At 43.2% G+C, this 15461-nt stretch carries 14 protein-coding genes; 10 read left to right on the top strand and 4 right to left on the bottom strand.

Features of this window, described 5'->3' with window-relative positions; all coding sequences use genetic code 11:
• Positions 1–145: 145 nt before the first annotated feature.
• Positions 146–697: a spore coat protein gene (locus LSG31_RS02785; RefSeq protein ID WP_347437890.1), complete on the top strand. Its 552-nt coding sequence runs from the start codon at positions 146–148 to the stop codon at positions 695–697.
• A 203-nt stretch (positions 698–900) separates the two neighbouring features.
• Here LSG31_RS02785 and LSG31_RS02780 read toward each other — a convergent pair whose 3' ends face one another.
• Positions 901–1971, bottom strand: a complete 1071-nt coding sequence (locus LSG31_RS02780) for a YeiH family protein (protein ID WP_430734236.1) — start codon at positions 1969–1971, stop codon at positions 901–903.
• 143 nt (positions 1972–2114) lie between these two features.
• Between LSG31_RS02780 and LSG31_RS02775 the strand changes: the two genes are divergently transcribed.
• Both LSG31_RS02775 and LSG31_RS02770 read left to right on the top strand, forming a co-directional pair.
• Entirely contained in the window at positions 2115–3008 is an 894-nt protein-coding gene (locus tag LSG31_RS02775) for a LysR family transcriptional regulator (RefSeq protein ID WP_347437889.1), read from the top strand.
• Positions 3009–3329: 321 nt separating this feature from the next.
• Positions 3330–4256, top strand: coding sequence for a DMT family transporter (locus tag LSG31_RS02770; protein ID WP_347437888.1), 927 nt, complete (start codon positions 3330–3332; stop codon positions 4254–4256).
• Positions 4257–4437: 181 nt separating this feature from the next.
• On the opposite strand, the gene LSG31_RS02765 is transcribed toward LSG31_RS02770, so the two are convergent.
• Positions 4438–5076, bottom strand: coding sequence for a YfbR-like 5'-deoxynucleotidase (locus tag LSG31_RS02765; RefSeq protein WP_347437887.1), 639 nt, complete (start codon positions 5074–5076; stop codon positions 4438–4440).
• Positions 5077–5169: 93 nt separating this feature from the next.
• A complete protein-coding gene (locus LSG31_RS02760) occupies positions 5170–6366 on the bottom strand; it encodes an MFS transporter (protein WP_347437886.1) in 1197 nt (398 codons plus the stop codon).
• A 492-nt stretch (positions 6367–6858) separates the two neighbouring features.
• Between LSG31_RS02760 and LSG31_RS02755 the strand changes: the two genes are divergently transcribed.
• The 6 genes from LSG31_RS02755 (at position 6859) to LSG31_RS02730 (ending at position 13791) form a co-directional block, all read left to right on the top strand.
• Positions 6859–8121, top strand: coding sequence for a ribulose-bisphosphate carboxylase large subunit family protein (locus tag LSG31_RS02755; protein ID WP_347437885.1), 1263 nt, complete (start codon positions 6859–6861; stop codon positions 8119–8121).
• 22 nt (positions 8122–8143) lie between these two features.
• Positions 8144–9019: a four-carbon acid sugar kinase family protein gene (locus LSG31_RS02750; protein WP_347437884.1), complete on the top strand. Its 876-nt coding sequence runs from the start codon at positions 8144–8146 to the stop codon at positions 9017–9019.
• Between the two features lie 128 nt (positions 9020–9147).
• A complete protein-coding gene (locus LSG31_RS02745) occupies positions 9148–9999 on the top strand; it encodes a phosphogluconate dehydrogenase C-terminal domain-containing protein (protein WP_347437883.1) in 852 nt (283 codons plus the stop codon).
• A 54-nt stretch (positions 10000–10053) separates the two neighbouring features.
• Complete coding sequence (locus LSG31_RS02740) at positions 10054–10713, top strand: GntR family transcriptional regulator (RefSeq protein ID WP_347437882.1); 660 nt, start codon at positions 10054–10056, stop codon at positions 10711–10713.
• A 315-nt stretch (positions 10714–11028) separates the two neighbouring features.
• The gene (locus LSG31_RS02735; protein WP_347437881.1) at positions 11029–12636 is read left to right on the top strand and encodes a diguanylate cyclase domain-containing protein; all 1608 of its coding nucleotides are present in this window, start codon (positions 11029–11031) and stop codon (positions 12634–12636) included.
• Between the two features lie 588 nt (positions 12637–13224).
• Positions 13225–13791 carry a cysteine hydrolase family protein gene (locus LSG31_RS02730; protein WP_347437880.1) on the top strand — a complete coding sequence of 189 codons (567 nt, stop codon included), beginning with the start codon at positions 13225–13227 and terminating at the stop codon, positions 13789–13791.
• A gap of 15 nt (positions 13792–13806) precedes the next feature.
• On the opposite strand, the gene fdhD is transcribed toward LSG31_RS02730, so the two are convergent.
• Positions 13807–14601 carry a formate dehydrogenase accessory sulfurtransferase FdhD gene (gene fdhD / locus LSG31_RS02725; RefSeq protein WP_347439426.1) on the bottom strand — a complete coding sequence of 265 codons (795 nt, stop codon included), beginning with the start codon at positions 14599–14601 and terminating at the stop codon, positions 13807–13809.
• A 425-nt stretch (positions 14602–15026) separates the two neighbouring features.
• Here fdhD and LSG31_RS02720 point away from each other — a divergent pair, with 425 nt between their 5' ends.
• Positions 15027–15401 carry a Na-translocating system protein MpsC family protein gene (locus tag LSG31_RS02720; RefSeq protein ID WP_347437879.1) on the top strand — a complete coding sequence of 125 codons (375 nt, stop codon included), beginning with the start codon at positions 15027–15029 and terminating at the stop codon, positions 15399–15401.
• Positions 15402–15461: the final 60 nt, after the last annotated feature.

Genomic DNA, 15461 nt, shown 5'->3' with positions numbered 1-15461 from the left:
ACATTTCGTCTGCGCGGATCTTTAGGCGGATGATTGGTTTCATACGGGAACAAGACAGGAAACAATATACGCATAGCATTGTGCGCTCAGGGTACTTTATATATGTGCAGTACCGAACATATATAAACACAGGGGGGCAAACGCCATGTCATTGCAAACACATGAGGCATACGAGTTAAATCACTTGTTAATGGGATGTTATGACATTCTGACATGTATGGGAGCTTTCGTGCATCAAGTCAAATGTCAAGAACTAAAATCGATTTTGCAGAAACAATTCGCTGCGCATATTCAGGACTACAATATCAAGGTCGACTATGCGAAACAAGGAAATTCTTCAGAAAAGCTCAATGTGCCGGCAATGCCTGCAAAAATGTCGGGTACTCCGAAACCCGCGCAGACAGGCATGCCGAATATTGATTCGACCCAATTTGACGATCGGGCGATCGCCACCATTTACCTTCTTACACTTAAAAATAACGGAAAAAACTATGCCGCTGCTGCGTTCGAAGCGGACAACACGCAGCTTCGCGCATTCCTTGAGGATGCTTTTACGATGTGTTCACATCACGCGTACGAAGTTGCCGGATGGATGCGAAAAAACGGCTACTATCCAGGCGAGGAAGCTACAGCCACTTACATGCAAGCTTTGGGCCAAACATACGACAAAGTACGGCAAATGGCCCCCGTTCACTAATCATCCGATCGGAATACAGACGATCCGGGGTTGCATGATACTACAATGCAACCCCGGATCGTTATTTATCCGATAGCCGTCTATGCGAGTTGTCCCATAACCCGTTTGACTGCACTTGCAGATTTTAATAATGCTGTCTGTTGCGAACATCATGTTCTTCATCTGCTTTTCCCTCTTTCAAGTGCTGATTCTTAAACATGGACTCAAACTGTAAAAAATGTAATCGTGGACAAAAGAACCGATGTGATTGTCATGGCAATCAAGGGACGAAGCGCTTTTGTACGCAAATCTTTGAAGCTCACATTGAGTCCCAAGCCAACCATCGCCATCGTTAGAACAAATGTCGTCACGTTTGCTATATCATTCATCACAGAGGCAGGCAAGATAATGGATTTTCCAATAACATAGCTCCCGATCAGACTCATCAAAATGAATCCGATCAGAAACCATGGAAATTCAATTTTCGCATCGGTCTGTTCTGTCTTGCCCTTGTGCTTCATCCAAGCCATCAGGATGAAACTCAATGGCACAAGCAGGAACACGCGTCCCAATTTCGCCAGCAGGGCAATTGCCAAAGCGTTTTGGCCGGCAGGGGCGGCAGCTAAAGCGACATGCGCGATTTCATGCAGGCTCACTCCGGACCAAATGCCGTAGTTGATTGCAGAAAGAGAGACAAACGGACGGATGATCGTATACAAAATGGCAAAGACAGTCCCCATCAGTGCAATAATCCCTGCTCCAATTGCCGTGTCTTCTTCCTTTGCTTGCAAAATGGGGGATACTGCCGCAATCGCAGCTGCACCGCAAACCCCTGTCCCGATGCCCAGCAAGAAAGAGAGTGAACGATCGGCTTTGAACAATTTTGCGATCAGTACGGTTGCTGCCATGGCGAAAACAATCGTTCCGGTGTCGCGCACCAATAGCCATAATCCCTGATGCAAAATGACATTGATATTCAGTTTTAATCCGAACAGAATAATGGCATAGCGCAGCAATTTCTTTGCCGAAAACTGAATTCCCGGGCGAATCGCCTCTGGGTAACCAGCGACTTGCCGATACATGACCGCGATGAGAATGGCACATGCAAGCTGTCCCACACGGTCAAAAATGGGAAGCGTGGATAGCCCCAAACCTAGCAAGGCGATGACAAATGTAAATGCAATTCCGCCTAGCCACAGCCACCGTGATGATTTTGTTTGATCCCCTTGCATACGATCCTTAGTTATAACATTCGACTGGTTTTGCACCAGTAACGCCGATTTCTGAGTCGTCATACGCTCACCTCCGTTGTTGATTACATAGAAATCATATTCCGTTGTAAACAATAAGTAAAATACATAATTGCAATTGTGATCATAAGTCAATTATTATTATTAAGATTATTACGTGTTTTATTATCGATACGGAGGCAACAAGTATGGATCAACAACTGTTGGCATTCGTGACTGTGGCAGAAGAACAGAACTTTACACGGGCTGCAGAAAAACTTCACATGAGTCAACCCGCCATCAGTCAGCACATTCAAAACCTCGAACAGCGGCTCGACGTCAAACTGTTGGATCGAACAAATAAATATGTGCGGTTGAACAAAGCGGGCGAAGTTGCGTATCATCATGCCAAGGATATTCTGGGCCTATACAGCCAAATGGATCGACTCATTCAAGACTTAAAAGAGGATGCGAGCGGGTCGCTGAACATCGGCGCCAGCTTCACGTTCGGTGAATACGTTTTGCCGCACGTTATCGCGGACTTTCGCAACAAGTATCCAAAGATAACGCCAACCATATCCATTGAAAACACCCATACGGTTGTGGGGCAAGTGGCCCGAGGAGAACTGGATATTGGAATCATTGAAGGGAAATCCATTCATGAAGGCGGCGTCGAAGCGGAACCTTTCGCGGAGGATATTGTTGTTGTCGTTGCTTCAAATCATCATCCGCTTGCCAGAGAGGAATTTGCAACTCCGGAGCAATTGGCAAAGGAACATTGGATTATCCGGGAAAAGGGATCAGGTACTCGTGAAATTACGGATCACGTTTTGAAAACATACGGTATACATCCCAAAACAATGGTTGAGTATAGCAGCACACAAGTGATCAAGGAGTCGGTTGAAGCAGGGTTGGGTGTTGCATTATTGTCAAAGTGGGTGATACGCAAAGAACTCATGTGGAATACGCTGCGGGAAATTCCATTCACGGGTTCCCCGTTCGAAAGGCAGTTCTCCATAGTTTTGCGGAAATCTGATTTCCACACGAAAGCAACCCAATTGTTTCGGGAATTTTTGCATGAACAATCATTTACGCTAATCTGAAAACAGGCAATCAGCAAAAGCAATCATTATCAGAAAACACTGTCAGGTAGGCCGCGCCGATTTTTGTGTTATAATGATACTAAAATCATAAAACATCTTAAGCATCACGTGGTGCGGAATCGCGGTTTTGTTTAGCCATGAATCGCCTGCACCCAGAGGAACCACGAATAGTGCCCAGCTTGCCCTGAGTGAGCTGGGTTTGTCGTTGGTGGTTTTTTGTGCATGTCTTGCTTTGCAGTTGCGGGTTCTTTTTTGTGTGAAGGAATTCGCTGCTTAAGAGTTACGTTTTCCAGCATGATCCTAATACTTGGAGTGTGAATTATGTCAGAACAGAAATCGGCGCTTGTCGGGCTCCTTGGCGTTTCTTTGCTTTGGGGCTGCAACTATGTGGCCAGTGCATATTTGCTGCACTTTTTTTCGCCTATCTTTTTATCGTTTGCCAGGATTAGTATGACATCTATCTTCCTGTTTGTTATAGCGTTGAAAGCCAAGGGGTTGCGTCGTCCGACCAAAAAGGAGTGGATTTTGCTAGGAGGAGCCGGCATCTTTGGAACATTGTTCAATCAGATTTTTTACTTTACAGGTCTGCGGGATTCGACTGCCGCGAACGCAGCCTTGATTATCGCCATGGCTCCCATTGCAACGACGATCTTGGAACGTATCTTTTTGAAAGTTCCATTTACCGTGCCGAAGACGATAGGAGCTTTATTTAGCTTGGCTGGTGTAGTTGTTATTGTCGGTCTTCAAGGACAATCTTTTGGGGTTTCCATCGGGGATGTTTACTTGGTGTTTGCGATGCTGGCCTTGTCCATCAGTTTGCTGTTCATTCGAGGACTGACGAATACCATGTCGTCGTACGCAGTGACGATTTTTGCCACGATTCTCGGCAGCATTTTGATGGCGCCTGCAGCCGCAGGTGAAGCTCTATTAGGGAAGAGTGTGGTGAGCCATCAAGTATTTGCGTGGATTTTGATGGGGCTTGCCGGAATTGTAGCACAAGGAATGGCTGGATTTTGGTGGAATCGCGGCGTGTCTTTGATCGGAGCCGGAACCGCTTCGATGTTTATGAACATTCCGCCATTTATCGCGTTGCTCTTAGGACACTTCGCATTGGGCGATGCTATCTATACAACGCAGATCTTAGGTGGCGTCTTAGTTTTGCTGGGTGTGTTTGTTGCGAACCAAGGAGCTTTGCGTTCACCGAAGGTTTCGCCAGTTGCGGAGAAAAAAATAGCGCAATCGTTATAGATATGTATCTGAGTGCATATCATTTTAAGTGCGTGTTCAAAAAGTGGTTATGAATTTCGACTGATTTTTGAACATCCTCTTTATGAAAAAATGGAGCAGGCGCAGTTGTACCTGCTCCTAATCCATTGCACAATATGCGCGCAACACGCTAGGATCGGATAAATAGGATCGGATAAAATGGTTAGATGCTTGAATTTTTTAATGCTTCCCCGGTAATCTGTTTGATGTCGACAGATGCAATCGTCTCGTCGTTTATCATATCTTCCAATACGACATCCAAGAAATACTCTACACATTTGAGCGGAATTTTTCTGATGGCTTTTAATGCGTCTTGGTACATGATGATAAATGCCGGTTGCGAATTGCCTTTCTGAATTTCCGTAAAAGCTTCATATACCTGATCCATTTTGTCAGCGACTGTCAGAATCATGCCTTCTAGTGTAGTGTCTTTCCCTTCTTTCAACTTTTCATGATACAGCTGTCGAAATTGTTCGGGAAATTCCGTATCAACGAACTGCTTCGTCATGCCTTCTTCTACCTGTTGCAACAGATTTCGCAACTCAACGGACGCATATTTCACAGGAGTTTTGATATCGCCGATGAAAATTTCCGCATAATCGTGATTGATCGCTTTTTCATAGAGGGATTTCCAATTGATGTTTGCCCCATGTTGCTCCTCTACTTCACCTAAAAATTGGCAATACTGTGCTACCTTCCAAGAGTGGCTGGACACGTTGTGCGATTCCATCTTGAACTCACCAGGGCAACGCACGATTCGTTCCAGCTTCATTAAACTTTTAAAATACGCATGTATACTCATAAATGAAACTCCCGTGAACGTATGTGTGTATTTGATTGTTCCTTTTCTAGTATCCCGTTAGATCCTTCCTAATCACATAGGATGGCTATGTGATTAGGAAGATATTCCTTGATTATAGTTTGCCATAGTATTGGTTGCATGGAGTAGCCGCTTGTGCAGCACTGACGAACATCCTAAAAAAACGGCTACAATAAACCCGTATATCAAGTAATAGCCGCCTATTTGCAGCAACAGACTGCCGAAAATGGGGCCGAGGGCCATCCCCATGAATCGGACAAAGTTGTATACCCCAATTGCCGTAGCCCGATTCTTTTGAAATGCTTGTGTCAAAAGGGTGGTTTGCACAGGCAGCGACAGCCCCAGGAAGAGGCCAAAGAGGACACTCGATCCAATCAATAAAAGAAGCGATATATGCGATACAACGGTAAACAATAAAATTGCCAAAACATTAAGATAAGACGTTAAAACAACGAATTTTCTTCCTTCAAATCGCCCTTGCGCTCTTCCGCCCAAGAAACTTCCAATTACAATACAGAGCGACAGCGGGAGAAACACGAGTCCTTTTTGTTCGGCCGTTAGTCCATACCGTTCACTTAAAATGCCTGGCATGAATACGAGAAAGTTATAAAAAGCATAGTATTGGATAAATCCAAGAAGTATGATGGACGAGCCGATTCGGTCTTTTAGAATCGTAATAAAATCCCGTGGTTTAAAACTGTTTGCGAATCCCTTTTCCGGTTTTGTTTCTTTCAGAAACGTCAGGTTTAAAAGAAATACGATCAGACCAACAATGACCAATGCGAGAAAAACAGAATGAAAACCGAACATTCCACCAAGGAATCCCCCAACAACAGGGCCTACGACTGGACCGAGGGATACCATCATCTGAAATGTTCCCATCGCTTTCCCTCGGTTTTCTCCTTCAAACAAATCACTAATAACCGTTACTGCAACAACGGAACCTGTTGCGATTCCGATCGCTTGTAATGCGCGAAAGAACAATAACACATAGATCGAATTCGAAAAGTAACATCCGATGGTGGCTAGTACATAGAAGACAATTCCGAACAGCATCACGCTGCGCCGTCCCTTTGTATCTGTCAAAGGTCCATAAATAATCTGCATGAGTGCCAAAAACGCCGTAAAAATAGAAATCGTTAAGTTGACCCAAAAAGCCGATGTATGAAAATCGTTTGTCACCTCTGGAATCATCGGAGCATAGATCGATTGCGTAAATGGCGCCAAAAACGCTGCAAATGAGACTAAGTAAACAATGAATTTTGATTTCATGACAAGAATCCTTTCTCTGCAAAGCAAATTTGCCAGTATGCTTCCCAAAACAAAAATTAGGAGATGTTGAAATAGGTGATGTTTTTACTAATACACGAAAAGCCCCTTTATATCAAGAGGCTGCCTCTAGAAATGTCTGCGGTTTGTATGGTTGGTATCATTTTTTGCAACCATCGAAACCGGAGAAATTCTTAACGTAGATGGCGGTAGGGGAATTTAAGGAAACATCCACACTGACAAGTTCTTAATGTCGATATTGGAAACTGGAAAATCGAATTGAACTTAATGGGTATTTTTACGAATGTAGTGAAACTGGAATTCCTGACATTTTATCTAAACACACATCTTAGATCTAAGTTGGATATTGAAAATATATCGAATGGATGATATTCTCTGAATAAAGATAATGTAAGCGGTTTACTTTATGGAAACCATAATAACCGGAATGGAAACAAGGGCTGTTTGAATGATTTGAAAAAGAGGAGGTAACCGATGCGACAAGATCAAATACTTGCCACCTATTTGATTGAAACACCCGATTCCTTGGAGCATGCGGCACAGGTTTTGGCCGGAGAGCAATCTACCGGCACATTTGTTCAGGTGCCAGGCGAAACGGACGAAATCAAAGAGAAATATGGAGCCAAGATTTTGGCGATTAAAGAACTGGAAAGTGTGTCGTCACCCTCGTTGCCTGGAGCAAAGCTGCCGCACGGGGAGAATCGTCCGCCTGTATTTCGCCGAGGTGAAATCACTGTTGCTTTTCCCTATCATAATATCGGACCCTCAATCCCCAATTTACTTGCCACTGTAGCGGGGAATCTATTTGAATTGCGGGAGTTTTCCGGGCTTCGGCTGATGGACTTGGAGTTGCCGGAAAGTTTTATGGAGATGTATCTGGGTCCTCAATTTGGGATTCAAGGCACACGTCAATTGGCAGGAGTGCACCAACGGCCAATCATTGGAACTATTATCAAACCCAACATCGGCCTTGCGCCCGATGAATTGGGAACGGTTGTAAAAGAACTGGCGCTGGCTGGGGTAGATTTTATCAAAGACGATGAAATCAACGGAAATCCTCCTTATGCACCTTTAAAGGAGCGAATTCACGCAGTGATGCAAGAAATCGAAAGAGCCGCAGACAGGACCGGAAAAAAGGCGATGTACGCGTTTAACATTACCGGGGACATCGATGAACTGCGCAGAAATCACGACATGGTGCAGCAGGCTGGCGGAACCTGTGTGATGGTTAGTATCAATAGCATTGGATTGGCTGGAGTTGCATATTTGAGGAAATACAGCCAATTACCGATTCATGGACATCGCAACCAGTGGGGAGCCATGACTCGTTGTCCCGCTTTGGGAATGGAATTTACGGCATATCAAAAATTGTGTCGCATGGCAGGGGTTGATCATCTACATACAAACGGATTAAATAATAAGTTTTTCGAATCGAATGAGTCTGTAGTCAAATCGATCAATGACTGTCTGACGCCGCTGTTTGGCGGCCTGCAAGTGATGCCCGTACTTTCTTCCGGCCAATGGGCTGGGCAGGCTGTTGAAACATATAGGCAAATCCAATCCACTGACGTAATCCATATCGCCGGCGGCGGAATTATGGCACACCCGGATGGGGTATCGGCTGGTGTCAAAAGCATGATACAAGGCTGGGAAGCTGCATTAACAAACGTTTCCTTAGAGGAATATGCAAGAACACATGTCGAGCTCAAGGGAGCGATGGAGAAGTTTTCAAAATAACGGATGAGTGGAAGTGTAAGGGATGAAACCAGAGTCTACGAATCATTTATTACTCTGTTATTATGGTGATGATTTTACCGGTTCCACGGATTCTATGGAAGCTCTTGCCGCACATGGAGTAAAAACAGTGCTGTTCCTGCAGCCACCCACTATAGAACAACTGAAAGAAAAATTTCCGGATATCCAGTGTTTTGGTGTTGCAGGAACCAGTCGATCCATGACACCGGAAGCAATGGAACGGGAATTACAGCAAGTATTCCGGCAATTACAGCTGTTCAAAACTCCTATCGTCCACTATAAGGTATGCTCTACATTTGATTCTTCGCCTGCAGTGGGAAGCATTGGGAAAGTGATAGACATTGGCAAACAACGGTTTGCAGAGAGTCGCGTCATTCCTCTGCTCGTCGGGGCTCCCGCGCTTCAAAGATACACAGTATTTGGAAATCACTTTGCGACAGTGTGTGAAGATACGTATCGATTGGATCGGCATCCGACGATGTCAAAGCATCCGATCACCCCTATGCATGAAAGCGATTTACGCATTCATTTGAATAACCAGACAAGCAGCAAAATAGCGTTAATGGATCTATTCGATTTGGAAGGGGATCTTGACGCTGTCATTCAGCGGTTCGAGCGTAGATTGGAAAGTCGGCCGGATGTCATGCTGTTCGATGTTTTCGATCAAAAACGCTTGGAAACAGCAGGTGCTCTCCTTTGGCGGGAAACGCAAACGACTCAACTCTTTGTTGTCGGTTCTTCAGGAGTTCAATATGCTTTGACTTCATACTGGAAAAGTCAAGGGATGATAGACGGTTCGAACCTGGAGTCCATGAATCATTGCCAGCCGGTTGAGCAGCTCCTTGTAATCAGTGGAAGCTGTTCGCCCGTTACCCGTTGAAGGGAGGGCAGGTTGGAGCACAGTCCTTTTTTGGAAGAGTGCTGAGGGGAGTTGAATTTGAACAAAAGAAATGCCAGCTTCCTTGACTGCCATTTTTAAAATATTGAAATGAAAAGGGGAACAGGAAAATGACAACGATTGCATTGGTAGGAGCAGGCGGTAAAATGGGAAATAGACTTGCTGACAACCTTAGAAATTCAAACTATGATATGCTGTATGTCGAGATTAGCGAAAAAGGGATACGCCAACTTGCTCAAAAGAATTTAACTGTTACACCGCTTCTTGATGCGGTGAATCAGGCGGATGTCATCATTCTGGCTGTTCCCGATATTGCCATTGGCGAGATTTCCGCAGACATCGTTCCGCAAATGAAACCAGGCTCGCTGCTGATGTTGCTGGATCCGGCAGCAGCGTATATGAGACACTTGCCGGACCGTGAGGACATCAGTTATTTTATCACGCATCCTTGCCACCCGCCGATTTATAATGATGAAGTTACCCCGGAAGCAAAGGCCGATTTGTTCGGAGGGGTAGCAGCGAGGCAGTCCATTGTATGTGCCCTGATGCAAGGTCCTGAGAGTGATTATGCGAAAGGCGAGGAAATTGCCCGCAGAATGTATTCCCCCATTTTGCGTTCCCATCGCATCACGGTAGAACAAATGGCGACACTGGAACCGACGATGGCGGAAACAGTTTTAGGCACGTGTATCGTTGTCTTAAAGGAAGCGATGGATGAAGCAGTAAAGTGCGGGGTTCCACCGGAAGCGGCGCGTGATTTCATGCTTGGGCATATCACGACAATCATGGCATCCGTGTTTGGAATTACAGGTTCACCCCTCTCCGATGCTGCGCTTGTAGCCATTGAATATGGGAAAAAACAAATTCTTCAACCGAATTGGCGAGATGTATTTTCGACGGAGAAACTAAATGAAACGATTGACCTCATGTTGCATCCGTCAAAATTGGAAACAACCATTTGATCTTGAGTTTGCCGCGTATTTACCGCAAATTCGTAGACAAGGGAGGGAACCGAAATGAATGGAGTGAACGACAACAATTTGAATACCCCCCCTCCTCTCTTGAAGGAAAAGGCATATCGAACGATAAAAGACGGAATTATGCATGAAGTATTTCGACCCGGACAATTTCTTTCCGAAAGACAATTAATCGATTATCTGGGCATGAGTAAAACTCCGATTAAAGCGGCTCTCGAACGATTGGAGGCAGAGGGGTTTATCACGGTATCTCCCAAACAAGGGATTATCGTACGTGAAATGTCGATTGAGAAGATTAGCAATATCTATGATTTGCGTATTGCACTGGAGATGTTTGTAGTGGAACAACTTTCCGGGAAATTGAGGAATGACCAAATCGACGAAATCGAGAAAAATTTGCTTAAAACAAGAGAATTGGCCGTTTCTGAAGATGAGAAAGGGTTTGCACAGGCGGATGCAGAGTTTCACCTGCTTCTTTGCAAGTTCTCGGGAAATGCAGAGATTTTTCGTGTTATGGAAAACTATCAAGACCATCTATATCGTGTTGTACTTCGTGTGTTAAAACGCGATTCTGGAAGGATGAATTCTTCTTATGTGGACCATGTCGGCATTTTTGAATCACTGCTGACGAACGATTCGGAACAACCGCAAAAATTAATGAAAGAACATATCCTCTATGGGAAGCGACTCTTCCTTTAACAAATTTGAACAGGGAATATTTTGATGAAACACTCTGCGTATATAGTTTTGATTTATGTAGCCTGAAGCATAAGTTGTCCCATTTGGACAGCTTATGTTTTTTTTTACAGTTATTTCGGCAGAGAAAAGATATGCTTTAAGCAGAAAAAATAAGCTTTAATAGGGGAATTGGCAGGATTTTTATGCAAGGCTGTTCACATCTATTTTAAAAAGACTTGTTTGAAGAATAGAAAGAAATATAATGAAGGGAAGTAGAAAAAATTTCAATGGAAAATTTTGATGAAAAAATGAAAAGATAGAGGATTGATTGAAAGTATGAGTAATTCAATTCTACTCTTTTTGGAGTATATCGTACCGGTAGTAATTCTTTTTTATATGGCCGTTGAAGTTTATGTCCGCAATCCAAGAATATCAGAGTATCGTATTGCAAGCGCCATTGTTTTTACGTTTATGTTAATGCTGGCAGGAGAATACATTCGACAAATCGTACCAATCAAGTACAGCCCAATTCTTGTAACCTATTGGTTGGGCAACATCGGCGCATTGAACGCCTGTTTGGGATTTCATTTTCATTTTAAAATTTTGAATGCAAGCAAGAAAATAACGGCATGGTTGTATATTCCCATTAGTTATAGTTTGATTGTACCAAGTTTGCTTGAACTCATTCAACAGAAAAATATTTATAATAGCAGACTATTTGAACGTGATGGGATGTTTATTTATCCAATTTTTAATGCTCCATACTATATAGCGATTGGAGTGGGTGTCTTTGTCATTTGCTTATTTACTGGCATGTTGGCAATTGCTTATTCTGCTTCCCAAAGCGAAAAAGAAAAGAAAAGGACCACTCTGCTTTTATATGGAACAATCGCCACTCTTATATCGCAAATCCTATTCGGTTACATTAAATTCACACAATTGCCACCGTATCCGTATCTTTTCACTGATGTTATTTGGCTGTTTTTTTTACGCTGGGCAATGATCCAATACGATTTTTTGCCGTCTGCCTCCAAAAGGTTTGAGACTCTTTTTGAACTGAATCCAGTTGCAATCGTAGTGGCGGATGAGTACGGATATGTGATGGAAATGAATCCTGCCGCTAAATTGTTATTAGGAGGTGATTGTAAAACCATTTATGATTTTTGCTCGGAAGAAAGCAAGGAATTGCTAAGTAAACTATACACAGAACATTTTAATTCCAGAAAGATGCTGAAAGAATGCGAAATGAAATTCTATAATAAGGAAGACGATTTATTTATTGGCGTGGTGGAAGCAGATTATGTAGAAATGGATGCTTCATATGCAACAATCTTAATCATTCGCGATGAAACTGAACAAAGAAAAAATAGAAGCAAGTTGGAGTATCTGGCATTTCATGACGCATTAACAGGGTTGCCTAATCGCAGATTGTTTACAAAAAAATTACAAGAGGCCATCGAAAAGTCCCAAAACAAATATAACATTGCCGTTCTTTATGTAGATGGAGATGATTTTAAACGAATCAATGATACGATGGGACATGAAACAGGGGACCAGTTTCTCAAACTGTTTGCCGAGCGTCTGCAACAATGTCTGGGCCCCTTTGATTTACTCGCCCGATTGGGTGGGGATGAGTTTATCTTTCTATTGAACAACGTACATCATGAGGAATATGTCGAAAGTTTTGCTTTGAAAATTATTGAAAAATTAAAAAAACCATTCGTTTTAAGCAGCCGAGAGTTTCTTGTATCAGGAAGCATTGGTATTTCGATAAATAATGAAGAACGGATGGACGCGGAAACAATGATTTGCTATTCAGATATAGCAATGTATGAAGCAAAAAAATCAGGAAGAAATACATACCGAATGTTTAATCATACAATGCTTCGGGAGGTATTGCCATCTCAACTTCCCATTGACACATCATTTTCATTTGAAAACTAAAGAAAGAGCCCATTCCGGGCTCTTTTTTGACGGTGTTGCTTCAGAAACGTTTGATTGTGCCTGCGGCACATCCCTCCGGTTTCCAAGTCGTTAAAATGTGTTCATTCCACGTAACGTGTCTTTCACACATCCCTCCAACTTCTTTGGCTGATTATCTGTGTCGACTCACAATTTTGTTCATCGAACATCCCTCCAGCTTTTGCGGAAGATCCATCACCGCCTTTTGTAGTATGGGCAAGTGGATGGGTTTTATACATGCAAAGAAAAAACATGTCGTACAAGTTTTCTTCATGTGGATACTGTGGATAAAATCTGTGGATATTGTGGATAACCCTTTTGGAATCCATTTGAATCCGATGTCCGTTTCTTTTGGTATTGTGGATAAGTTGGATGGTTCGGAGATTCTTTTGATGCAATGATGCAATGATGCAATGATGCAATGAGATATTCTGGCTGGCAATAGATTCTGCCTTTGCATTTCGATGGAATGGGAAATTTGCGAAGTACAGATTCTATCGGTAACATGGATATAGAAACTCACAAAGAGTAGGATGCCAAAATAAAATCACAGAAGAGGAGAAGACACGCATGAAAGCATCGAACAAAGCCTTGCTCGTCATGGATATTCAGGAGGGAATTGCACAAAGATACGCAAATTCGGCAGATTTCTTCACACCTTTCCAACAAGCTATCAAAGCGGCACGCGAGGCAAACATACCGGTCATTTACGTACGGATAGCTTTTCGAGACGGGTATCCGGAGGTAAGCGCAAAGAATAAAATGTTTTCTGCCATATCACAGAATGGCGGATTTACGGAAACTGCATCGTCGACTCAGATCCATGCAGCAGTAGCGCCCGAGCATGGAGATGCCGTCGTGATCAAACGGCGAGTGAGCGCATTCTCCGGCAGCGACCTGGACGTGGTGTTGCGTGCACAACAAATTGATACATTGATACTTATGGGAATTGCTACAAGCGGTGTTGTGCTCTCGACCGTTCGGGAGGCCGCTGACCGGGATTACAGTCTGGTTGTGCTGTCGGATGCTTGCATTGACGCCGATCCGGAGGTTCAGCGGGTGCTCATGGAGAAGGTATTCCCGCGACAGGCGGATGTCATGAGCGTGAGAGATTGGGTCGCTCGGATCCTTTTATAAAAGGCATTTTACCAATCATGTTGCGCAAATTCGTTCATGATGCGTATATACATTGAATGAGTCGTTACGAATAAATCCGACGGCTGTAATTCCGAGTTCGTCCGCCATTTGTAAAGCCAATTCTGTTGGGGCTGACTTTGACAAGACGATTTCGCAGCCGATTTTTGCCACTTTCAGCAACACTTCAGAAGAAATCCGGCCACTAAATGCAATGACTTTACCTTGCAACGAAATGCTGTTCTTGAGACAATATCCGAAAATTTTATCGAGCGCATTATGTCTCCCGATGTCCATTCTTGATAGAATGATATGTTTCGTATCGCACAGGGCCGCATTGTGTACGCCGCCCGTAAGCTGAAATGTAGTGGCATCCTGTTGCATTTCATTCATCAGCCGAAAACAGTCTTGATCGGTAAGAAATGCGGTTTTATCCGTGATTTTTTTCGCCGTTTTGGCGTCGTTAAAAAAGTAAAAACTCTGGCGGCTTTTTCCACAGCAAGAGGTGATATACCGCTTGGAGTAAAATTTTGTGCTGAATGTTTTGGGACTATGTGTTTCCACATATACAAATCCCTTGTTTTCATCAACCAATACATCTTTGATTTCATCGCAGTTGCGGATGACGCCTTCCGAAGCCAAAAATCCGACAACCAAATCTTCCAGGTATTCAGGTGTGCAGACAAGCGTTGCAAATTCTTCATCATTTAAAAAAATCGTTAATGGATATTCTGTTGCGATTTCATCGGAAACGTTTTGTGTATTTCCGTTTTTATAGGAAATGACCTGTCTGGATACGACAACCGGATACAATTTGTTCACCACGCTAACTTTAAGTGTGTGTTCAAAAAGTGGTTAAGTAAGACACAAGGAGTGCGAAGCCGAAGCGCGAAAAGGCGACGGAGTGTACGTGTTTGGTACATGAGTAAGCCTTTTTGGGATTCGGCAAAGCAATCCGCCGTGGAGTTTTGACTACTTTTTGAACATCCTCTTTAACAGGAATTGTGAATAAAAAATCCAGCTCAAAACATTCCTTCTGATCAAGGATAACGTTTTGCGCTGGATAATTCATCTACATCTTCATATAGAAGGATCAGCCAACAAAAGATATAAAGTGTTCAAATTTATTTTACATAACCTATTGCATTTGTCAAAGGAATCATGATGATGTAAGCTCGTTTCACGTGTCATTCTATTGTCAAAACAGATAATTGAGGATGTATTGAGGGTGAAGAAAAATGAATGCAACCAAAGTTGCGCATGAATTTTCAAATCTGGTGCGGGAAGTCCGGAAAAAACATACAGGAAAAGGACCGGAACAAATCATAACCCGTTTTGCCGGTCCCTGGGCGATTTGCGAGATGAAAGGCAATATGACGAATCTGGAAAATTTTATGAGTCAAACAGAGGAAGGAAAGCGCATGATCCATGCGACCCGTACAGAATTTATCAAAAAAATCTATGAAGATCCCGAACTGGTTTCCAAATTTGAAGCGATCGTCAATGCAAAATTAATAACGATCTTTAATGATTTTAATATTGATCTCGATACGGCAATTACCGTTTATGTATTCGATCGTACGCTTCAAATTGAGGAGAAACCAACTCATTGACATCCGGAATCCATCCATGTGAAAAACAATATGAAAAAGCAGAACATGTGAAAAAATTTT

This window comes from Fodinisporobacter ferrooxydans, from assembly GCF_022818495.1.
In the GTDB taxonomy this organism is placed as follows: domain Bacteria; phylum Bacillota; class Bacilli; order Tumebacillales; family MYW30-H2; genus Fodinisporobacter; species Fodinisporobacter ferrooxydans.
Note: the sequence above shows the minus strand (reverse complement) of the source record. Positions and strands in the feature narration are given on the sequence as shown.